The 21,561-nt window shown below is 39.8% G+C and carries 21 protein-coding genes; 18 read left to right on the top strand and 3 right to left on the bottom strand.

Annotation, left to right across the window (positions count from 1 at the left end; genetic code table 11):
- Positions 1-83 precede the first annotated feature (83 nt).
- A complete protein-coding gene (locus MWU78_RS00995; RefSeq protein ID WP_246994130.1) occupies positions 84-974 on the bottom strand; it encodes an AraC family transcriptional regulator in 891 nt (296 codons plus the stop codon).
- A gap of 204 nt (positions 975-1,178) precedes the next feature.
- Between MWU78_RS00995 and hemA the strand changes: the two genes are divergently transcribed.
- The 15 genes from hemA (at position 1,179) to MWU78_RS00920 (ending at position 14,773) form a co-directional block, all read left to right on the top strand.
- A complete protein-coding gene (hemA, locus tag MWU78_RS00990) occupies positions 1,179-2,435 on the top strand; it encodes a glutamyl-tRNA reductase (RefSeq protein WP_246994128.1) in 1,257 nt (418 codons plus the stop codon).
- Positions 2,432-3,343, top strand: a complete 912-nt coding sequence (gene hemC, locus MWU78_RS00985) for a hydroxymethylbilane synthase (protein ID WP_246994125.1) — start codon at positions 2,432-2,434, stop codon at positions 3,341-3,343. The genes hemA and hemC overlap by 4 nt, the downstream gene beginning before the upstream one ends.
- A 31-nt stretch (positions 3,344-3,374) precedes the next feature.
- Positions 3,375-4,052 (top strand): uroporphyrinogen-III synthase, encoded by a 678-nt coding sequence (locus tag MWU78_RS00980; RefSeq protein ID WP_246994123.1) that lies wholly within the window; start codon positions 3,375-3,377, stop codon positions 4,050-4,052.
- An 86-nt stretch (positions 4,053-4,138) separates the two neighbouring features.
- A complete protein-coding gene (hemE, locus tag MWU78_RS00975; RefSeq protein WP_246994121.1) occupies positions 4,139-5,170 on the top strand; it encodes a uroporphyrinogen decarboxylase in 1,032 nt (343 codons plus the stop codon).
- A gap of 184 nt (positions 5,171-5,354) precedes the next feature.
- Positions 5,355-6,104, top strand: coding sequence for an EI24 domain-containing protein (locus MWU78_RS00970; protein ID WP_246994119.1), 750 nt, complete (start codon positions 5,355-5,357; stop codon positions 6,102-6,104).
- A 717-nt stretch (positions 6,105-6,821) separates the two neighbouring features.
- Positions 6,822-7,391 (top strand): transposase, encoded by a 570-nt coding sequence (locus tag MWU78_RS00965; protein WP_246994117.1) that lies wholly within the window; start codon positions 6,822-6,824, stop codon positions 7,389-7,391.
- 216 nt (positions 7,392-7,607) lie between these two features.
- Positions 7,608-8,510 carry an oxygen-dependent coproporphyrinogen oxidase gene (gene hemF, locus MWU78_RS00960; protein ID WP_246994115.1) on the top strand — a complete coding sequence of 301 codons (903 nt, stop codon included), beginning with the start codon at positions 7,608-7,610 and terminating at the stop codon, positions 8,508-8,510.
- A gap of 20 nt (positions 8,511-8,530) precedes the next feature.
- Positions 8,531-8,707 carry a hypothetical protein gene (locus MWU78_RS00955; protein ID WP_246994113.1) on the top strand — a complete coding sequence of 59 codons (177 nt, stop codon included), beginning with the start codon at positions 8,531-8,533 and terminating at the stop codon, positions 8,705-8,707.
- A 47-nt stretch (positions 8,708-8,754) separates the two neighbouring features.
- Entirely contained in the window at positions 8,755-9,141 is a 387-nt protein-coding gene (locus MWU78_RS00950; RefSeq protein WP_246994111.1) for a YchJ family metal-binding protein, read from the top strand.
- Positions 9,142-9,216: 75 nt separating this feature from the next.
- Complete coding sequence (gene hemB, locus MWU78_RS00945) at positions 9,217-10,191, top strand: porphobilinogen synthase (RefSeq protein WP_246994109.1); 975 nt, start codon at positions 9,217-9,219, stop codon at positions 10,189-10,191.
- 75 nt (positions 10,192-10,266) lie between these two features.
- Positions 10,267-10,779: a DinB family protein gene (locus MWU78_RS00940; RefSeq protein ID WP_246994108.1), complete on the top strand. Its 513-nt coding sequence runs from the start codon at positions 10,267-10,269 to the stop codon at positions 10,777-10,779.
- Between the two features lie 10 nt (positions 10,780-10,789).
- Positions 10,790-12,109, top strand: coding sequence for a serine hydrolase (locus tag MWU78_RS00935; protein ID WP_246994106.1), 1,320 nt, complete (start codon positions 10,790-10,792; stop codon positions 12,107-12,109).
- 48 nt (positions 12,110-12,157) lie between these two features.
- Positions 12,158-13,279, top strand: coding sequence for a hemolysin family protein (locus MWU78_RS00930; protein ID WP_246994104.1), 1,122 nt, complete (start codon positions 12,158-12,160; stop codon positions 13,277-13,279).
- Complete coding sequence (locus MWU78_RS00925; RefSeq protein ID WP_246994103.1) at positions 13,279-13,752, top strand: methylated-DNA--[protein]-cysteine S-methyltransferase; 474 nt, start codon at positions 13,279-13,281, stop codon at positions 13,750-13,752. The genes MWU78_RS00930 and MWU78_RS00925 overlap by 1 nt, the downstream gene beginning before the upstream one ends.
- Before the next feature lie 307 nt (positions 13,753-14,059).
- Positions 14,060-14,773 (top strand): 3'-5' exonuclease, encoded by a 714-nt coding sequence (locus MWU78_RS00920; RefSeq protein ID WP_246994102.1) that lies wholly within the window; start codon positions 14,060-14,062, stop codon positions 14,771-14,773.
- Positions 14,774-14,799: 26 nt separating this feature from the next.
- On the opposite strand, the gene MWU78_RS00915 is transcribed toward MWU78_RS00920, so the two are convergent.
- Together MWU78_RS00915 and MWU78_RS00910 are read right to left on the bottom strand one after the other, a co-directional pair.
- Positions 14,800-17,004, bottom strand: coding sequence for a S8 family serine peptidase (locus MWU78_RS00915; RefSeq protein ID WP_246994099.1), 2,205 nt, complete (start codon positions 17,002-17,004; stop codon positions 14,800-14,802).
- A 150-nt stretch (positions 17,005-17,154) separates the two neighbouring features.
- Entirely contained in the window at positions 17,155-18,129 is a 975-nt protein-coding gene (locus MWU78_RS00910) for an endonuclease/exonuclease/phosphatase family protein (protein ID WP_246994098.1), read from the bottom strand.
- Between the two features lie 78 nt (positions 18,130-18,207).
- Here MWU78_RS00910 and hflX point away from each other — a divergent pair, with 78 nt between their 5' ends.
- The 3 genes from hflX to MWU78_RS00895 all read left to right on the top strand — a co-directional run bounded on the left by hflX (position 18,208) and on the right by MWU78_RS00895 (position 21,552).
- Complete coding sequence (gene hflX / locus MWU78_RS00905) at positions 18,208-19,419, top strand: GTPase HflX (protein ID WP_246994097.1); 1,212 nt, start codon at positions 18,208-18,210, stop codon at positions 19,417-19,419.
- 247 nt (positions 19,420-19,666) lie between these two features.
- The gene (locus MWU78_RS00900) at positions 19,667-20,371 is read left to right on the top strand and encodes an alpha/beta fold hydrolase (protein WP_246994096.1); all 705 of its coding nucleotides are present in this window, start codon (positions 19,667-19,669) and stop codon (positions 20,369-20,371) included.
- A 17-nt stretch (positions 20,372-20,388) separates the two neighbouring features.
- Positions 20,389-21,552 carry a hypothetical protein gene (locus MWU78_RS00895; RefSeq protein ID WP_246994095.1) on the top strand — a complete coding sequence of 388 codons (1,164 nt, stop codon included), beginning with the start codon at positions 20,389-20,391 and terminating at the stop codon, positions 21,550-21,552.
- The last annotated feature ends 9 nt before the right edge of the window (positions 21,553-21,561 follow it).

The raw sequence follows: 21,561 nt of genomic DNA, 5'->3' as shown, positions 1-21,561 counted from the left end.
GAGCCAAAAGGTAGAGAATAGCTTGGATAAACCATAAACGAGTAAAATAGACCAGGGAGCCATATAATTCTTAAATAAGTAACCTATCCGTTGGCCAAAGACATCAGATATTTTTTAGGTGTGGTGCTATACTTTTTCTTAAAGGCTGCAATAAAGTGACTGGAAGTACTATAGCCCACCTTTAGCCCCACCTCGTTTACATTATGCTTCCCGGATTCCAACATTTTGCGGGCATATTCCATTTTGTAATCAAATAAAAAACTATACACGGAATCCCCATAGATTTGCTTGAAGCCTTCTTTCAATTTTTTTAGACTAAGTCCAATTTCTTCGGAAAGATCATGTAAGCTGGGTGGTTCCGCCATTCTGGAAATAATTATTTCCTTGGCTTTCCTAATTCGCTTAACATTGTCCTCATCCACCAAAAAAGGGCATTGCTCCACATCGGCATCCTGACTTTTATTGAAATAAAGTGAAATTAGCTCGTAAACCTTTCCCTTTATATACAACTCCTTAATGGAACGATGTAGGTTATAATTCATTACCTGACTCAAAACAACCGCTATCGCAGGGGATACGGCTTCCTGTGAATAATATTTCTTATCCTTATTGTCCGAACTCAAAAAAGGAATATAGTCGGCCTCCTTCGAAAATAAAGAGTGGAACTTACGAATGGTCATTACAATAGAGACCATCCAAGAATTGGCATTTAGAACAAGATTAAGTGGTAGGTCTACCTGGGTATTGTACAACAAGAGGGAATTATCTTCCGTGACTTCCAAGGCATATCGTCCTTCATTAAAAATAAACTTGGCTCCGCCCTTCAAACAGAAATGAAACTGTATAAAAGAACTATCGATCTCACGCGTAACCGTCTGGTTATAAATACTATCGTTCTGAATTTTTAATACATAGAAACCATCTTCAATCAATACTTCCTCAAAAGACCCTTGAGCGATATTTTCTTCCTCCATGTCGACTTTATATTAAATTTACCTATTTAGAAACATTCTAAATTAACCGAAGTGTAATTCCCCTTAACACTGCTAAAATATAGTATTTCAAGCGTTTTGATATATAAAATAGCGTTAAAAAACCACAAACGATACTTATTGTTCCTCTAGCGTTATTTTTATTTGGCTGATGCCCCTAAATTTGTGGCGCTCTCAAGAGTACATATGAAAGATTATCACATTTCCAAACATAGTTCGTTATATACCATAGGCCTTAACTACAAAAAGGCCGATGCCGAAGTGCGTGGTAAATTTAGCATGGATGAAAATGCCATAGACCGACTATTGGAACAGGCTAAACTGATTGGGGTAGACGGACTATTGGTGACTTCTACCTGTAACCGTACCGAATTGCATGGGTTTGCCAAACATCCCTTTGAACTTATAAAATTATTATGCGATAATACGCAGGGCACCGTGGAGGAATTCCAAGAGGTGGCCTATGTGTATAAGAATAACGACGCAATAAACCATCTTTTTAGGATGGGCACAGGTTTGGACAGCCAAATTTTGGGCGATTTCGAAATTATTAGTCAATTAAGACAAAGTTTCAATCGATCCAAAAAACAAAACATTGCCAACCCTTTCTTGGAGCGTTTGTGCAATTCCGTAATCCAAGCCAGTAAAAGAATAAAAAACGAAACCGATATTTCTTCTGGTGCTACATCAGTTGCTTTTGCCTCGGTACAATACATCATAAATACAATCCCCGATATTTCAGAAAAAAATATTCTGTTGTTCGGTACCGGGAAAATTGGCAGAAATACCTGTGAGAACCTGATTAAGCATACTAAAAATTCGCATATCACCTTAATAAACCGTACCAAGGATAAGGCGGAGCGAATAGCTGGTAAATTTAATTTAATAGTTAAGAACTACGGGGACCTGCAGACAGAAATTCGCAATACGGACGTCCTTATTGTGGCCACGGGTGCCCAATCGCCCACCATTTCAAAGGAATTGATCTACACTAAGAAACCTTTGTTGATCTTGGACCTGTCCATTCCCAAAAATGTATCGGACGATGTATCGGATTTGGATAATGTAACTGTAATTCATCTAGATCACCTTTCCCAAATGACCGATGATACGTTGGAAAAAAGAAAAGAATCCGTACCCCGGGCAGAAGTGATTATTGAGGAAGTAAAGGAAGAATTTATTAAATGGTTGGAAACCAGGAAATTTGCCCCGGTCATCAAGGCTTTAAAGAAAAAATTAAAGACTATGAAGGATGAGGAATTGGACTTCCAAAGCAAAAAGATAAGCGATTTCAATTCTGTTCAAGCCGATATTATCTCGGAACGCATCATTCAGAAAATCACCAAACAATTTGCCAATCATCTTAAAGACACCGAAATAGATTCCGATACCAGTTTAGAGCTTATACAACGAGTTTTTCAACTAGAATTGGAGCCTAGATGAGTAAAACAATACGAATTGGTACCCGTGATAGTCAGTTGGCACTCTGGCAAGCCCACACCGTTCAGGACCAATTAGAGGCTTTAGGCTTTAATACCGAAATAATTTCAGTAAAATCTACCGGAGACCTACTTTTGGATAAGCCATTGTACGAACTTGGCATAACCGGAATATTTACCAAAACATTGGACATTGCAATGATCAACGGCACCGTTGATATCGCCGTGCATTCCATGAAAGACGTACCTACCCGTCTTCCCAAGGGAATTGTACAGAGTGCGGTACTCCCAAGGGCAAATACCAATGATATATTAGTATACAAAGATTTGGATTTTTTAAAATCCAACGGTACCATTGCCACCGGAAGCTTACGAAGACAGGCACAATGGTTGAATAAATACCCATCTCATAAGGTTGTGGATATACGGGGGAACGTAAACACCCGTCTTCAAAAACTTCAGGACAATCCTTGGAACGGAGCCATCTTTGCCAAGGCAGGTTTGGAACGTATTGAGGTACTGCCACCTAACCACATAGACTTGGATTGGATGGTGCCCGCACCGGCACAAGGGGCCATGGTTGTAGTTAGCATGGAAAATGACACCTTTTCAACAGAGGCCGTTCGCAAACTAAACGATTTCACCACAGATATTTGCACCCTTGTAGAAAGGGAGTTCCTGCAAATTTTGGAAGGGGGCTGCACAGCCCCAATAGGGGCCTTGGCAAAAATAGAACAAGACAACCTCCTTTTTGAAGGTGTACTGCTTTCCCTGGATGGCAAACAGAAATTAATGGTTAAAAAGTCTATTCCCGCCAATGAATATATCAACTTTGGCAAGTTGTGTGCCCAAGAAATATTGGACAATGGTGGCAAGGAATTGATGGTGGAGATAAAAAAGGAATTGGCATGACCCCAGCTTGGGAATTACAAACCATAGTAACATGAACATGACCGTTCTTTCTACAAAAATCTTAACATCCCATCAAAAAGCAATTCTGACCAATGCCAATATTAAAGTAGAAGACTATGATGCCATCAATATTGAATACTTAAAACCCAAAATAGACCCTGTTTTCAAAAATATCATATTTACCAGCCAAAATACCGTAAAGGCTTTTCTAAAAATAATAGGTCCCCAAAACGTTAAAAAAAATTCCTATTCTGCTTTTTGTGTGGGTGAAAAAACAAAGTCGGTTTTAGAGAAAAATGGAATTAATGTCTTGGAAATGACTAATTATGGAGCAGAATTGGCCGAAATTTTGATAAATAAGCACCCAAAGGAAACATTTTTATTTTTGTGTGGTGATAAACGTCGGAATGAAATTCCCTCCTATCTAACAAATCACAAGGTTGTATTTAAGGAGCAGACCGTATATCAAAATACCCCAAACCATCTTACCTTTGACACCGTTTTTGATGGTATTCTGTTTTTTAGTCCCAGCGGCGTTGAAAGCTTTGTAGCTAGGAATAATTTAAAGAATAGTGTTGCTTTTTGCATTGGTACTACCACCGCCTTGGAAGCAGAAAAACACACCAAAAATATTATAATTGCCGAAAAACCAACGATAGAAAGTGTCTTGGAAAGGGCTATAGAGACTTTAAAAATAAAAAACAATTAAACCGCCATACGCAACAATTTTCCCATATTGGCATACAATCAAGGGACAGTATAAAAATGGGTAGGCAAGAAGAACACCAAAATATTATGAGCATTAAAAACGATTTATTCTTAAGAGCATTAAAAGGAGAAACCGTAGAGCGCCCACCAGTTTGGATGATGCGCCAGGCAGGAAGATATCTTCCGGAATTTATGGCCATTCGCGATAAGTACGACTTCTTTACCCGTTGTCGCACTCCGGAATTGGCCAGTGAAATTACGGTTCAGCCCATACGCCGCTACGGCATGGATGCCGCTATTTTGTTCAGCGATATTTTGGTGATCCCCCAAGCGATGAACATAGAGGTACAGATGAAACCTAATTTTGGCCCTTATTTGCCAAATCCGGTAACGGACCAGAAAGGCGTGGACCAAGTTATTGTCCCTGATGTCAACGTGGAATTGGATTATGTAATGCAGGCCATAAAAGCGACAAAGGAACTCTTGAACAATGATATCCCTTTGATCGGATTTGCCGGCTCACCTTGGACCATTTTATGCTATGTTGTACAAGGCCAGGGTAGTAAAACCTTTGACAAGGCCAAGGAATTCTGTTTTACCAATCCAGTTGCGGCGCATCAGCTACTGCAAAAAATCACCGACACAACCATTGCCTACCTAAAAGCAAAGGTTAATGCCGGCGTGGATGCCGTACAGGTATTCGATTCTTGGGGAGGAATGTTGTCACCAGTGGATTACCAGGAATTTTCATTCCAATATATACAACAGATTATAGATGCCCTTAAGGACGAGGCTCCCGTAATAGTTTTTGGCAAAGGATGTTGGTTCGCCTTGGGCGATATGGCCAAATCAGGAGCCGCTGCCCTTGGAGTTGACTGGACTTGTTCCGCACGCAATGCACGTTACCTTTCAGGAGGTAATATAACCCTACAGGGCAATTTTGACCCGGCAAGATTGCTTTCTCCTCCAGCAGTAATCAAAAAAATGGTAACTCAAATGATCAATGAATTCGGCAAGGATAAATATGTTGTAAATCTAGGTCATGGTATTTTGCCCAATGTTCCATTGGACAACGCCAAGGCCTTTATAGATGCGGTAAAGGAGTACAGACAAAATTAGAAGGGCGTATCCCTTTTTTTCTAAAAGGTAGAAAAAAAGGGTCACGCTTTCCGTTATATCTTTTATTTTTAAGAAAGCATTATTTCGGGGCACGGATCAAAACACTAAAATTGCGCCCCTAGCAGCATTCCTATAAATAAAAATAAAAGGATGTCACTACAATCGCTTACGCAAAACCTATAGTATGACCAAACATATACTGAGCGGTATTAAAGCCTATTTTGGCACCTTTAAAATCATTTCCCAATTGGGGCTTTGGCGATATTTTTTCATTCCCATATTGATCAGTGTAGTAATAGCGATAATAATTTTCACCTCTGCTTATGGGCTATCCGACAATATTGGCGGATTTCTTTCACAATGGTGGACTTGGGACTGGGGAAAGCAAACGGCAAACCTGATCAGTGAAATCTTTGGCGGTTTTCTAATTTTAGTGTTTGGTTTTATCTTGTACAAACATATTGTCATGGCACTCTCCGCGCCTTTTATGAGCCCAGTTTCAGAAAAAATAGAAACCCACCTAGTAGGAAACACGGCAGAAAAACATAGAGATACTACTTTCGGGGAACAACTATGGCGTGGAATCCGTATCAACCTAAGAAACTTGATTATGGAAATTTTGTTGACCATCCCTATTCTATTAATCGGTCTAATCCCGGTTATCGGAATTGTTTCAACTATGCTTATATTTTTAATACAGGCCTATTATGCTGGGTTTGGCAATATGGATTATACTTTGGAGCGTCATTTTAAATACGCCGAAAGTCTCAATTTTGTTCGCAAGAACAAGGGCATTGCTTTAGGCAACGGAATTGTCTTTATGTTCTTTCTTTTTATTCCGGTAATTGGTGTAATCCTAGTGCTACCGCTATCGGTTACCGCTGCAACCATAAGGACGGTAGAACTTTTGGAAGCGGAAAAAGAAATTGGATGACCCGAGACCTGCAAGGTTGAGCAACTGGCAAGACCTGCAAGGTTTCCAAAACCTTGTAGGTCTAAAAACATGAAGCATACCTAGGGAATGGCCGATAGCAAAAGAACAATACCTACAAGGTCGGGAAGACCTTGCAGGATAGGCAATCAACAGGACGCAGCACAAGACCTGCAAGGTTAAGTGATTGAGAGGACCTGCAAGGTTCCCAAAACCTTGTAGGTCTAAAAACATGAAACATACATAGGGAATGGCCGATAGCAATGAAACAATACCTACAAGGTCGGGAAGACCTTGCAGGATTGGTAACCAACAGGACGCAGCACAAGACCTGCAAGGTTAAGTGATTGAGAGGACCTGCAAGGTTTCCAAAACCTTGTAGGTCTAAAACATGAAGCATACATAGGGAATGGCCGATAGCAAAAGAACAATACCTACAAGGTCGTGAAGACCTTGCAGGATAGTTAACCAACAGGGCGCAGCACAAGACCTGCAAGGTTAAGTGATTGAGAGGACCTGCAAGGTTTCCAAAACCTAGTAGGTCTAAAAACATGAAGCATACATAGGGAATGGCCGATAGCAAAGGAACAATACCTACAAGGTCGGGAAGACCTTGCAGGATAGGTAACCAACAGGACGCAGCACAAGACCTGCAAGGTTAAGTGATTGAGAGGACCTGCAAGGTTTCCAAAACCTAGTAGGTCTAAAACAAGAAAAAAAATGAAACTCGAAAAACTCCAAAAAGACCATTACTATCATATTTACAACCGGGGAATAAACGGTGACCTAATATTTAAATCCAACGAAAACAAAAACTACTTTCTAAAGTTGATTAATAAGTATTTGTCCAACAAAGTTTCTATTCTCGCATATTGTTTAATGGACAACCATTATCATATTGCAATCCAGGTCATTGAAGAAGAAAAAATAGTTACCCAATCAATTTCAAATCTTTTCAACGCCTATGCTAAAGCATTCAATAAAATGCACCACAGAACGGGCAGTCTTTTTGAAAAACATTTTAGAAGGATTAAAATTGGCGATACCAATTATTTGAGAAACCTGATAATCTATATCAATACAAACCCGGAAAGTCATGGTATCACCAGAGAGTTTAAAACATACAAATATTCATCTTATCAGACCACTATTTCCATTGAGAACAGCACCGATTCAGTGCCAATAGCAAAGGAAGAGGTAATAAATCTTTTTGAGAATCAAGGGAATTTTGAATATTTGCATGAGCAAAAAAGAAGTTTAGGTCATGACAATTTGAACTGGGATTCTTGACCTGCAAAGTTGAACGACTGGCAAGACCTGCAAGGTTTTAAAAACCTTGTAGGTCTGAGGGTTGCAAACCGAAAATATGATTTATTAATGGCAACGGAACAAAACCTACAAGGTGGGGAAGACCTTGCAGGATTGGTAACCAACAGGACGCACAAGACCTGCAAGGTTTTTAAAACCTTGCAGGTCTATGTCTAAAAAGTGAAAAGAAAAAGAAACATGAAAGATAAATTTTACGCATACATTCAACAACTACAGGATAGGATTACTGCCAAATTGGAAGCAGTAGACGGTGAAGCCAAGTTCAGGGAAGACATTTGGGACCGACCTGAAGGTGGCGGTGGCCGATCAAGGGTTATAGAAAATGGGGCTGTTTTTGAAAAGGGCGGTGTTAACATTTCTGCAGTACACGGAGCCTTGCCTCAAAGCATGCAAAATTATTTTGGCGTTAAGGACGCCGATTTTTTTGCCTGTGGTCTCAGCCTAGTTATCCACCCAAAGAATCCCATGGTTCCCACGGTACATGCCAATTGGCGCTATTTCGAGATGTATAACAAGGAAGGTAAATTGGTTGATCAATGGTTTGGTGGGGGACAAGACCTAACCCCTTACTATCTTTTTGATGAGGATGCCAAGCACTTTCATACAATATGCAAAAACGCCTGTGACAAACACAATCCGGAATTCTACAGTAGGTACAAGGCAAAGTGCGACGATTATTTTTGGAATACCCATAGGAACGAAGCTCGGGGTGTTGGCGGCCTATTTTACGATTACTGTAAAGCCAGCACAGAGATGTCCATGGAAGATTGGTACAATTTTGAAACCGAAGTAGGCAATAGTTTTTTAAAGGCCTATGTCCCAATTGTTGAAAAACGAAAAGACCTACCCTATTCGAAAGAACAGCGGGATTGGCAAGAAATTAGAAGAGGACGTTATGTAGAATTTAACTTGGTTCATGACAAGGGTACACTCTTTGGTTTAAAGACCAATGGCAGAATAGAAAGCATATTAATGAGCCTACCTCCCCATGTACAATGGGTCTATGACCATCACCCAGAAAAGGGAAGTGAGGAAGAACGTTTATTGAAAATTCTTGCCAAACCCAAGGAATGGGTATAACAAACCAAAAACTTAGGATTATGAGTAAAAAAGGCAAAGAAAAAAATACCGCCAACAAGGCAAAACACACCAAACTCCTCAATAGAAAGAAAAACAAGCTTAAAAAAGAAAAGGAAACCCGTAAGGAACGACTTAAAACTATTATAGCACAGCATCGGGAAAAGGGCAATAAAGAGGATACGAATTATTCGGATTAGACAATAGAACCACAATCACTAATGGAAAAACCATAATAATTAAAATCATGAATTGTCCCTGTGGATCCAATAATTTCTACGTCCAATGCTGTGAAAGGGCACATAAAGACCTATCCAAGGTTACCACAGCAGAACAATTGATGCGTTCCCGCTATTCGGCCTTCGTTTTGGGCAATGGCAACTATTTAATGGATAGTCACCACTCTAATACAAGGCCACTTAAAGAAAAGAAGTCCATAGAATCTTGGGCTAAATCCGTAAGCTGGATCCGACTGGAGATTTTGAATACGGAAAAAGGAGGAATAATTGATCAAAAAGGTACCGTTACTTTTAATGCTTACTTTTTTGAAAACGGCAAGGTCGAGGTTATTCATGAAAAGTCGGGCTTTGTAAAGGAAAACGGACTCTGGATGTATTTGGGCTTGGCGGAATAATAAAAGGATTAACTTGATCCAATTATACAATTTAGGACTTGTTCCATTATCTTTGAATTTTTAAATAAACTAGTAATGTATCCACTTAAAAGAAATAGAAGACTCCGTACCAATGAAGCCATAAGGTCACTGGTCAGGGAAACCATTATCTCTCCTAATGATTTTTTAGTACCACTTTTTGTTGTAGAAGGAAATGGAGTCAAGGAAGAAATTGCATCTATGCCCAATTACTATAGATTTAGCCTGGACTTATTGGAAAAAGAAGTCAAAGAACTATGGGCTATGGGACTAAAATCGGTACTTCTTTTTGTTAAGGTGCCAGACCATTTAAAGGACAATAAAGGCAAAGAAGCAATAAATCCTAAGGGTTTAATGCAAAGGGCAATTAAAACGGTTAAAAATGCCTGTCCGGAAATGTTGGTAATGACCGATGTGGCATTAGACCCCTACTCCTCATATGGACATGATGGCATAGTGGAGGACGGAAAGATCATTAATGATGATACCGTAGAGGTTTTGGCAAATATGAGCGTAAGCCATGCCCAAGCAGGGGCCGATTTCGTTGCGCCCAGCGATATGATGGACGGCAGGATATTGAGTATTCGGGAAGCCTTGGAAGATGAAGGGTTCATAGACACTGGAATTATGAGCTATAGTGCCAAATATGCAAGTGCATTTTATGGCCCCTTTAGGGATGCCTTGGATTCCGCCCCAGGTTTTGGCGATAAAAAAACCTATCAAATGGATTATGCCAATAGGTTTGAGGCCATTAAGGAAACGGAGATGGATATCGATGAAGGTGCGGATATTGTAATGGTAAAACCAGGTCTTTGTTATTTGGATATAGTCAGGGAGATTAAAAATGAGGTGGACGTTCCCGTTGCCGTATATCAGGTTTCAGGGGAATATGCCATGGTAAAGGCCGCTGCTGAAAAAGGCTGGCTAGATCATGATGCCGTAATGATGGAACAACTAACCGCCATAAAAAGAGCGGGTGCCAATATTATCGCCAGTTACTTTGCCAAGGATGTAGTTCGTGTATTGGGATAATGTGCCGTTCAGGTCATTGCCCAATCATAATTTTCCAAGAGAATATTATGAAACCTTAACCCATCATCCAGCCATATGAAAAACTTACTTTTTATACTTATTGGTCTTTTTATGATTTCTGTACAGTCACAAGACATTACTATTCCAACCTTTTTGGAAAAATGGGAGAACTCCAAAACATATTTAGTGGCCATGGCAGAGGCTATGCCAGCCGAGAAATATAATTTTAAGCCTACAGAAAGGCAGATGGGATTTCAAGATCAATTACTACATATAAAAAGTAATATGGAATGGTTAAGCAGCACTTATTTCGGTGGTCAACAACCTAACAATACCACCGATAGCAATTCCAAATTAACAAAAGAGGAAACCATCCTATCCCTAATTGACGGATTTGATCGGGTCAGCACAATTCTAAAAAACACCCCTTCAACTGCACTTTCTGAAAAAGTTAAATTCTTTGCCGGGAAAAAAACTAAATTGCAGATATTAAATTTGTTGCAGGATCACTTGACCCATCACAGGGGCCAATTAGTAGTGTATTTAAATCTCAATAATATTGAACCCCCAAAATATGTGGGTTGGTAATTCATCTTCTATGAAAAAAAATACTTCTGCTATAATTATTATACTGATAAGTATATTTTTTAATGTGCACCTCCTAGCTTCCCAAGAAGGAAGTTCAGAATTACTTGACTATGCCAATCCCTCCACAGTAGGAATAGATTCTTTATACATCCACTCCAAGGTAGACTCCATAATGGCCTTTGCCATTGCGGAAGAAGCCTTCCCGGGAGCACAAGTCTTGGTGGCCAAGAATAACAATATCATTTTTCATAAAGCCTATGGATTTCATACCTATGACAGCGTTCAAGCGGTAGGTTTAACGGATATATACGATTTGGCATCGGTCACTAAAATAATGGGGCCACTTCCGGCCTTAATGAAATTGCACGATGAGGGGAAATTGAATTTGGACGCACCCTTCAGCTCCATATGGCCTGAATGGGAAAAAAGAAAAGATAAAAAATCGATTACGATAAGGGAAGTCTTTGCACATCAGGCTGGATTGGTTCCCTATATAATTTTCCTTCAAGAGGTGATGAAAAAAAATGGGGCCATAAAAAGGCGCTTTGTAAGGGACCAACCCAGTCGCCGATTTAGTACAAGGGCATACCAAAACATCTATATCAAGGATAGGTTTAGGAACAAGATTTATCGTCATATCAACCGTTCAAAAGTATCGGACGTAAAAAAGTACAAATATTCCGGACTTACTTTTTTACTTTACCCCGAAATCATTTCAAGATTGACCAATACGGATTACGAAACCTATTTAACCCAAAATTTTTATGCTCCTATAGGTGCAACTACTTTGGGATTCAATCCCAAAACCAAAAACTACCCTAACAATTTAGTGCCTACGGAAATTGATACCCTATTTAGACATGAACTGACAAAAGATTGGGTCCATGACGAAAACGCAGCCTTATTGGGCGGGGTATCTGGAAACGCCGGGCTATTCGCATCGGCAACGGACTTGGCGAAAATGATGCAGATGTACATGAATTATGGTAGTTATGGTGGTAAGCGGTATCTATCCGAATCCACTGTGAAGGAATTTACCAAAGTTCAATATCCCGAAAACGAAAACAGAAGGGGTTTAATATTTGATAAGCCTGATCTAAATAACCATGAGCTTACTCTGGCCGATTCCTATCCCGCCCCAAGTGCCAGTCCGGACAGTTTTGGACATAGTGGATTTACGGGAACCTTTGTATGGGCGGATCCACAAACCCAATTGGTTTACATATTTCTATCCAACCGCGTATATCCTAGTAGGACCCATAGTAATATATACAAATACAATATCCGCTCGGCGATACAACAAGTATTTTACGATGCCATAATCGATTGAGTTAAGAATTTCTTATTTTATTAGTACATTAGTATTTTATACTTTTTTATGGGGTTACTTATATTTTATGCAGTTATATCCATCCTCGTATCCTTTCTATGCTCTATTCTGGAAGCGGTATTACTGAGTGTTCCACAAACCTTTATCAATCTGATGAAAAAAGAAGGTAAAACCTTCGCCCTGGAATTGGAAACCTTGAAAAAAGATGTGGACAAGCCCCTTATTGCCATTCTCACCTTAAACACTATAGCGCACACTGTTGGGGCAATTTTAGTGGGAGTGCAGGCAAAGGTTACTTATGCTGAATTATATGGAAAAACCGTAAAATCCATTTTAGGTATAGAATTTACAGAAGCCGCCATGGTGGGATTGGTTTCTACCATCATGACCATTTTAATCTTGGTCGCCTCGGAAATAATCCCCAAGACCATAGGCGCTACCTATTGGAAGCAATTGGCGCACGCCGCTACAACTTCCCTAAAAATAATGGTGTGGGCACTTCGTTGGACCGGAATTCTCTGGCTATTGCAGCTTTTTACAAGATTGGTCGGGAAAAAAGGCGCGCATGGCAGCGTATTTAGTCGGGAAGATTTTAGCGCCATGACCGATATTGCCCATGAGGAAGGTGTTTTTCAGGAGTCCGAATCCACAATTATACGCAATCTTTTAAATTTTGACGAGATTAAGGTAAAGGACGTTATGACACCCAGAGCTGTGGTAAAAATTGCGGATGAATTGACCACGATTAAAGATTTTTACGATGCCAATCAAAACATGCCTTTTTCAAGAATCCCCGTATATAGTAAGAAAATGGATAACATTACGGGATATGTATTAAAGTATATGATACTGGAGCATATAATCAAGAAAAATGGTAATGCCCCCTTATCATCAATTAAGAGAGAGATTCTGGTAAGCAATAGACAAACTCCCATTCCGGAGCTTTTGGAGACCTTTATATCCAAAAGTGAGCATATTGCCCTTGTTGTTGATGAATATGGTTCCATTAGCGGGGTAGTGACCATGGAGGACATTTTGGAGACCTTATTGGGCCTTGAAATTATGGACGAAAGCGATAGTGTGGAAGATCTACAGCACTTGGCACGTACAAATTGGAATGAACGTGCTAAAAGATTGGGAATTATTCAAGAAAAAGGGAAAAAGAAGTAATGGAAACCGCAATTGTAAACACTCCTTTGGGAATTACAAAAATTGAAGGTGATGAAAATGGTTTGATCTCTATCACCGTTTTTGATAGTGAAGAAAAAGTATCGGATATCATTCCTGAAGTGCTCGAAGATGCAGTGTATCAATTAGAGGAATATTTTGAAGGCTCCCGAACCGAATTTAGTTTAACCCTTAACCCTGAAGGAACAGATTTTCAAATTAAGGTTTGGCAAGCGCTACAACAAATACCCTATGGAAAAACTGTTTCCTACCTTGAGTTGTCCAAAACCTTGGGCGATGTAAAGGCCATTAGGGCCGTTGCTGCCGCAAATGGTCGCAATCCATTATGGATTGTTGTGCCCTGCCATAGAGTAATTGGAAGCGATGGTTCCCTAACGGGATATGCAGGCGGAATACATCGTAAAAAATGGCTTTTGGAACACGAAAGTCCCGTAAAACAACAGACCCTCTTTTAATTTTCACAGACCCTTCGGTCGGTACATCATCCGCTAGAGGCCTATTTCTAGGGCTTTGCTGACTTACATCGACATATCTGTATTCTTTATCGAAGTATACCCAATCCGCAACAGTAATTCAGAGTTGCCTACCAACCGTATGGTCAGTTAATACCTTCTTGTACATCCAACCCAGCATACCACAAAATTGCCGCTAACCAATTGTAAAAATGCCCTGCCCGACAGTTCTAAATTTGTTTGTATATTTATAATTCCCCGTGTTTTATCATAATTATAATCAATTCATTTTCGTCATAATAAACTTGGGATGTTACACAAAATTAACTTGGAGCACATACTTTTTTTGGACATAGAAACCGTCCCGGAAAAAGAGAATTTTAATGAGCTTGAGGACACCAAAAAAGAACTTTGGGACCATAAGTCGCACTACCAACGAAAAGACGAATACTCAGCGGAAGAATACTACGACAGGGCTGGCATATGGGCAGAATTTGGTAAGATTGTGACAATTTCCGTTGGATATTTCAATTTTAAAGGAAACAACCGGTACTTTAGGGTAACTTCATTTTATGGTGAAGAATCAAAGATCCTTAAAGATTTCAAAAACTTATTGGATACCCATTTCAACCGACCGCACCATCTACTGTGTGGTCACAATGGCAAAGAATTCGATTTTCCCTATATCGCCAGACGAATGATTATCAACAAAATAGATTTGCCCAATAAGTTGGACCTTTTTGGCAAAAAACCATGGGAAATAGCGCATTTGGACACCATGGAGCTATGGAAATTTGGAGACTACAAGCATTATACGTCACTTAAGTTAATGGCTAATATACTGGGCATTCCCTCTCCAAAAGAGGATATAGACGGAAGTATGGTAAAAGCTGTTTATTATGAAGAGAAGGACTTGGATCGGATTGTAAAATATTGCGAATTGGATGTAATTACAACAGCCCAGGTGTTTTTACGTCTTCGAAATGAAGAACTATTGGATGATAATGAAATCAAAAGAATTTAGGAAGGTCCAAATTTTTCCTTTGGAAATTATGACTTATAGAACTTAACCGATTTTGAACCCTCAAGATCAGCCACGGTTAGCACATAAAGACCAGCAGTTAGATCGGCAATATAAATTTGCTTTTGTTCCGCTTTCCCCGATCTTACCACTGTACCGTTAAGAGAAACAATTTTATACATGGCATCCTCGGAGACATCCCCATTTATAGTCATTGAAGTCTGTACTGGGTTAGGAAAAATAGAAAACTGCACTTCCAATGTCAAGGTTTCATATTCCATATAATCTATAAGTTCGGTTTCAGCTCCTTTGAAGGTAAAGTGGAACTCATTGCTATATTCCGAACTAATATTCTCGGAACAATAGGTCTTCACCCTAAGAAAGTAATCCGTTCCCTCAACCAAATTATGTAGGCTAATAAAGGAATCAAAGGTGGTATCTACATTCCATTGGTCTGAACCCTTCTTTTTGTACTCTACCTGGAACAGTGCATCCGTGTTCGCCATCCAGTTAAATGTTACCCCAGTTTCATCAGAAGTGGTCAATTCAATATCCTCTGGTGTACTAAGAACGCAATCGGTAAGGGCAATCCCATTAACAATAATGGAAAAATTCTGTGGTCCCTGGTCCAAATTGTTCTTATGGGTTACAGTAATAATGTATTCACCCTTGGCATTCTGAATGTCTATTTTTTCAAATGGATCCACTTTATTGTCGCCGTTAACAGCCGGTGAATCTGCCTTGGCCGCATTAAGTTTCCATGGTAAAAAAGTCTTGCCGTCCTTGGTGATCTTAATATCCAAATCATTGACCAACGCCGCTGACATATCATTTAAAGTACCTGAATTAACCACTCCTGTAGCAGGATCTGTCCAAGAAATTGAGGCTGAAAGAGGTTCTTGTCCATTGGCCAATACCGTATAGGTCTTTGTTTCACCTTCCGAAAGGGTTTCTTCCGAAATCATGGAAGAAAATCCTTTGTTGGCTATTAGCTCTACAGCGGATTTTGAATTAATAACTCCCCAACCCATTTTGTAATCCGGTCCCGGAGCGTCTACATCGTCTGCAGTATGCAGAACCAATCCCTTTAAAGTAGCAGCCCTCATAAAACTACCTTCCATTTGTTCGTGATATTCTTGAATCAAAAGCATGGAACCCGTTACACCTGGTGTAGCTACCGATGTTCCATTTGCGGTCTCATAACTGTTGTCCTTCTCGATACCTGTGGTATAGATATTTGTACCATATGCGGCAATGTCCGGCTTAATACGGCCATCATCAACAGGTCCAAAACTGGAATAGGATGCCACAGAGGCTCTCATCAATTGACCTTGGTCATTGGTTACAATGTCAGCTGCGGCAACTGTAACACCATTTTTGGAAGTTGCAAATCCCAACATCAAATCAAAACCATTGGAAGCCGAACCAAAAATTGGAGCCTCATTATCTTTATTTCTTTGAGAATTTCCGGCAGCAGTCACCATTAAGTAATAAGGAGCATTGTACATAATCTTATCCCAATCCCTAGAAACTTGGATATAGGATCCAAAATACCAGTCCGGAACGCGATTGGACATAATTCCGTATGAGTGGTTCGATAATAGCAAACCATTGGCTGCCATCTCTGCAACTTCAATTTTATCTCTCCTCCAGTCATGGGAAACAGCTTTAGCCTTATATGCTACTCCTTTTGATTTCTTATCCAATCCTGCAGCTACTAAAATACCTGTAACCCTTGTGGCATGGGAATCTACTATTTCACTCTGATCCAAAGTCTGTACCCTATTGCCAAATTCATTGTGGTTTGTTAAAACCGATCCGGCATCCCATACTCCTACCAACATGTTCTCGCCGTTAATACCTAAATCCAATAAACCATTATCATGTAGAGCATTGGCCCTAGTAGCAGTATTTATTTCTGTACTGAAGGTACTGTAATAAAGGGGAGTCCCATCGTCGCCAATAGAAGTAAGTTCACTGAAATTTCCATCTGCCAATCTTTCTGTTAATTTCCAGCCATTGGTCTTAGCGGACTGTAACAAGGTATTGTTCTCTTTATCAAAATTCCTTTTTAGGTCGTTTGTAAACACGCCTAATTTTGAACTACGGTACTTATCCTTAATGCTATGGATTTGTTTGTCGGTTTGTGCAAACGAGCTATAGGTAGCAAGGCAAAAAGCTATTGGAAGTAAACTCCTGCTAATCTTTAACAAAGTAAGGTGTGCGTAAGCCATGATAAAGTTTATAGTAAGATTTGGACTACAAATATACTACAACAAGCAAATATTATCGATTAACGCACCTTTTTATTCGATGAAACGCATGGTTTTGTTGTGAACAGCTCAAAAAACGACATGAAAAGTTCCCTTTTGAGAAAAAATAATTTAGGAATTGTACTTAAATTGCACATACACAGGGAAATGATCACTAAATCCACCCATATATCTTGTCCCTACATAGGTTCTACGTGGATTGCCTTTGTACTTTCCTTTGAACTCGGTTAAAAAGTTTTCATCAAAAATATTGGCTTCACAAAAACTATGGGTTCCCTTTTCGTAATTGAGGAAGTTATGGGACACTATAATTTGATCAAATAGACTCCAGGATTTTCTGTAATTGGCGCTCCCACGATTTGGAGACTTTAATGTTTCCATTGGGTTATGAAGCCTATTCCTACTCATCAAGGTTTTAATACTTGTAGATGAAGGACCGTCATTAAAATCGCCCATTACAATGTAGTTGGGATTTTCCACGCCTTCTTCGATCTGCCCCATATATTCATTTATGGTTTTGGCTGCGGCAATACGCTTGTAATCCGTTTCCACCTCGCCATTCCTACGGGAAGGCCAATGATTCACGAAAATATGTACCTCTTCTCCATTTAGATTACCGTGTACATATAATATATCCCTTGTGGTATCCCGCTGCCCTGCTAGGCTATAAACCATCAAAGGAATGGCTTCCGAGCTTATTACTTCAAAGTTATCCTTATTGTAAAGCAAGGCATTATCAATTCCCCTTTCGTCTGGTGAGTCGTAATGAACATAATGATAGTTGTACTTATTTAAAGGCTCTGTTGCCAACAAATCCTGGACTACCGACTCATTCTCAACCTCAGCTACCCCAACTAGGACTGGAGGAAGTCCAACCGCTTCCAGCCCAATTTCTCCTATGGTTTTAGCTAGTTTGGCAAGTTTATTCTTATATCGCCTTGGGGTCCACTTTCTGGATCCATTAGGAGTAAAGTCATCGTCCAAAGTATCCAGATCATCTATAGTGTCGAATAGGTTCTCCAAGTTATAGAAGGCTACTGTGTGAAGAGTATTGACCGATTTCTTCTTAAAAAATGAAAAATTCATCCAAAATTTTTAACCGAAAGCCAAAATACAAAAAATCCCTTGGCAAGTATTGATTAGATTTGTACTTTAAACATGAATATGCTAGAGAAGAAGACCATAGAATACGAGAAAGCGGTACTCATAGGAGTAATGAACAAGGATCAGAATGAGGAAAAGGTCACCGAATATTTAGATGAACTTGAATTCCTCACCTACACTGCCGGTGGGGAGGTTTGTAAGCGATTTGTACAACGTATAGACTTGCCCAACCCCAAAACATATATTGGAAGTGGTAAAATGTTGGAAGTCGAGGCCTATGTAAAGAGCAATGACATTGGGTCCGTTATTTTTGATGACGAACTTACCCCTGGGCAACAACGGAATATAGAAAGACAACTGAAATGTAAGATCCTAGATCGTACCAGTCTTATTCTGGATATTTTTGCCCAAAGGGCACAGACCAGCTATGCCCGTACCCAAGTAGAATTGGCCCAATATGAATATTTACTTCCAAGACTAACCGGTTTATGGACTCACTTGGAGCGACAAAAAGGGGGTATTGGAATGCGTGGACCTGGTGAAACGGAAATAGAGACCGATAGGCGTATTGTTCGTGATCGCATTACGCTGTTAAAGAAGAAGTTGTTGAAGGTAGACAAACAGATGGAGACCCAAAGAGGAAATCGTGGAGCATTGGTCCGTGTAGCCTTGGTCGGGTATACAAATGTGGGGAAATCTACCATTATGAACGTTATCAGCAAGAGCGATGTCTTTGCAGAGAACAAGTTGTTCGCCACTTTGGACACTACCGTTAGAAAAGTGGTTATTGGTAACCTTCCATTTCTATTAAGTGATACGGTTGGATTTATTAGAAAATTGCCCACGCAATTGGTGGAAAGTTTTAAAAGCACCTTGGACGAAGTCCGCGAAGCGGATCTATTATTACATGTCGTTGATATTTCCCATCCCAATTTCGAAGAGCACATAGATTCTGTAAACCAAATTCTGACCGAAATAAAAAGTTCCGACAAAAAAACCATTATGGTTTTCAACAAGATAGATCAATACGAACACAAGACTATTGATGACGATGATCTAATTACGGAAAAAACCAACAAACACTTTACTATTGAAGAATGGAAGAATACATGGATGAGACGAGTAGGTGATAGGGCTTTATTTATTTCGGCATTAAATAAGGAGAATTTGGAAGAATTTAGAAAACGCGTTTATGATGAGGTTAGGGACATTCACATAACACGATTTCCCTACAACAACTTCCTATATCCAGAACATTTGGATGAGTATTGAATAAAAGCTGTATAGGCGTTTAATTCAATACTTTATATTTAATAGATATTTATTACTGTACCCAGCACAATTCAAAAGGTGTTGATAATCAACACCTTTTGAATATTTTCACTGCCTTGTACGGATAGGCAACCCTTACGCCATATTGTAAAGTACAGATCATTCCCAAAAAGAGATTTGTTGGAGTCATAATTTTGGCTAACTTTAAGACAAGGAGATACTTCCCCGGCTATTAACAACTACATTTTTGGAAGAGAACTATCATAAATGGTATTCCCCTAATCTGGGCAAGGAAATGGAAATGATGGTTTATGGCCATTGGGGCTATCCCTTATTAATTTTCCCGACTACTAGGGGCAGGTATTACGAAAGCAAGGATTTTCATTTAATAGATTCTATTTCTTGGTTCATAGAACAAGGTAAGGTCAAGGTATATTGTCTGGACAGTATTGACGAATACAGTTGGTACAATAGATCCATTCACCCCGCAGACCGTGTTAAAAACCACATTTGGTACGACAAAATGATATTGGAGGAGGTAGTTGCCAAAGTACGGCACGAATCCCCTATAGGTAAGGTGGCCGTTTCCGGATGTAGTTTCGGAGGTTACCAAGCAGCCAATTTTGCCTTTAGACATCCTGAAACGGTCAGCCACCTATTTACCATGAGCGCAGCCTTTGATATAAGGGACCAAATGGACGGATATTACGACGATAATGTATATTTTAATAATCCTGTTGATTATTTACCGGACATGTCTAATCCTGAGCTCTATAATATGAAGATTATTTTGGGTACCAGCGAACATGATATTTGTTTGGGAGCCAATCTTAGAATGTCAGAAATTCTAAGAAATAAAGGTATCGACCATTGGTTGGACAATAGGCCCAACGCCAGTCACGATTGGCCCATATGGAGAGAAATGCTTCCCCACTATTTATCGCTAATGTAAAATTTAACACATAAACTATGAAAAAAATTGGAATACTCTACGGCCAGGAAAACACTTTTCCTCAAGCCTTTATAGATAGAATAAACGAAAAAAATATTAATGGGATCATGGCCGAGGCTGTAATGATCGACATGGTAAAGCAGGCCGACCCTACCGAATATGCCGTTATCATTGATCGTATTTCCCAAGATGTTCCCTTTTACCGGGCATATTTAAAGAATGCTGCCATATCTGGTACAGCGGTCCTAAACAATCCTTTTTGGTGGAGCGCTGATGAAAAATTTTTCAATAATGCCCTGGCCATTAAAACCGGAGTTCCAGTACCAAAAACAGTACTTCTGCCCTCGAAGGATAGACCGGACGATACCAACGAAAATTCTTTTCGGAATCTTAAATACCCTTTGGACTGGGATAGTATTTTTGATCATATTGGCTTTCCCGCCTATATGAAACCTTATGCTGGTGGTGGATGGAAAAATGTGTATAAACTGAATAATTCTGAGGAGTTTTTCAAGAGTCACAGCGAAACCGGGCAACTTATTATGATGTTGCAAGAAGAAATTGAGTTTAATGAATATTTCCGTTGCTATTGCCTTGGCGGCAATGAAGTCCGCATTATGCAATATGAGCCCCGCAATCCCCATCACTTAAGGTATGTACATGACGGTCCCCCATTGAGTAAAAAACTTTTGGATACCGTTAAGGACTACACCATAAAATTAAATGCGGCTTTAGGCTATGATTTCAACACCGTGGAGTTTGCGGTCAGGGACGGAATTCCTTATGCAATAGATTTTTGCAATCCGGCACCGGATGCAGATATTAATTCCGTTGGCCAGGATAATTTTGATTGGGTCGTGGAGACAGCTGCAAATATGGCCATTAAAAGGGCCCAAGCACATAAACCAGGGCAGATGAATTTAACCTGGGGTACATTTGTTAAGAATGCTATTACGCCCGACCCCACCAAAACAGAGGTTAAAAAGGCCCCGGCTGTGGCAAAGACAAAAAAAGCTCCCGCAAAGGCAACAACACCTACAGCAAAAACCCCGGCAGCAAAAAAAGCTCCGGTAAAAGTAACTGCGACCAAAGCGAAAACGGTAACAAAGGCAAAAGTCGCACCTCCGACAACTAAAAAACCGGTCAAAAAGGCCACAACAACCAAAAGCAAGTCAAAATAGTTTTGATAA

Origin of the sequence: Arenibacter sp. F26102 (assembly GCF_023015865.1) — a bacterium.
GTDB lineage: Bacteria > Bacteroidota > Bacteroidia > Flavobacteriales > Flavobacteriaceae > Arenibacter.
This window is presented reverse-complemented; position numbering and strand designations above follow the sequence as displayed.

Bases quoted from the DNA above. Each gene is read 5' to 3' on its own strand.
- MWU78_RS00970 (WP_246994119.1), top strand. From the start codon at position 5,355: ATGACCAAACATATACTGAGCGGTATTAAAGCCTATTTTGGCACCTTT.
- MWU78_RS00930 (WP_246994104.1), top strand. From the start codon at position 12,158: ATGGGGTTACTTATATTTTATGCAGTTATATCCATCCTCGTATCCTTT.
- MWU78_RS00895 (WP_246994095.1), top strand. From the start codon at position 20,389: ATGAAAAAAATTGGAATACTCTACGGCCAGGAAAACACTTTTCCTCAA.
- hflX (WP_246994097.1), top strand. From the start codon at position 18,208: ATGCTAGAGAAGAAGACCATAGAATACGAGAAAGCGGTACTCATAGGA.
- hemE (WP_246994121.1), top strand. From the start codon at position 4,139: ATGAGCATTAAAAACGATTTATTCTTAAGAGCATTAAAAGGAGAAACC.
- MWU78_RS00940 (WP_246994108.1), top strand. From the start codon at position 10,267: ATGAAAAACTTACTTTTTATACTTATTGGTCTTTTTATGATTTCTGTA.
- MWU78_RS00925 (WP_246994103.1), top strand. From the start codon at position 13,279: ATGGAAACCGCAATTGTAAACACTCCTTTGGGAATTACAAAAATTGAA.
- MWU78_RS00965 (WP_246994117.1), top strand. From the start codon at position 6,822: ATGAAACTCGAAAAACTCCAAAAAGACCATTACTATCATATTTACAAC.
- MWU78_RS00935 (WP_246994106.1), top strand. From the start codon at position 10,790: ATGAAAAAAAATACTTCTGCTATAATTATTATACTGATAAGTATATTT.
- hemF (WP_246994115.1), top strand. From the start codon at position 7,608: ATGAAAGATAAATTTTACGCATACATTCAACAACTACAGGATAGGATT.
- hemA (WP_246994128.1), top strand. From the start codon at position 1,179: ATGAAAGATTATCACATTTCCAAACATAGTTCGTTATATACCATAGGC.
- MWU78_RS00980 (WP_246994123.1), top strand. From the start codon at position 3,375: ATGAACATGACCGTTCTTTCTACAAAAATCTTAACATCCCATCAAAAA.
- MWU78_RS00915 (WP_246994099.1), bottom strand. From the start codon at position 17,004: ATGGCTTACGCACACCTTACTTTGTTAAAGATTAGCAGGAGTTTACTT.
- MWU78_RS00955 (WP_246994113.1), top strand. From the start codon at position 8,531: ATGAGTAAAAAAGGCAAAGAAAAAAATACCGCCAACAAGGCAAAACAC.
- MWU78_RS00910 (WP_246994098.1), bottom strand. From the start codon at position 18,129: ATGAATTTTTCATTTTTTAAGAAGAAATCGGTCAATACTCTTCACACA.
- MWU78_RS00950 (WP_246994111.1), top strand. From the start codon at position 8,755: ATGAATTGTCCCTGTGGATCCAATAATTTCTACGTCCAATGCTGTGAA.
- hemB (WP_246994109.1), top strand. From the start codon at position 9,217: ATGTATCCACTTAAAAGAAATAGAAGACTCCGTACCAATGAAGCCATA.
- hemC (WP_246994125.1), top strand. From the start codon at position 2,432: ATGAGTAAAACAATACGAATTGGTACCCGTGATAGTCAGTTGGCACTC.
- MWU78_RS00920 (WP_246994102.1), top strand. From the start codon at position 14,060: ATGTTACACAAAATTAACTTGGAGCACATACTTTTTTTGGACATAGAA.
- MWU78_RS00995 (WP_246994130.1), bottom strand. From the start codon at position 974: ATGGAGGAAGAAAATATCGCTCAAGGGTCTTTTGAGGAAGTATTGATT.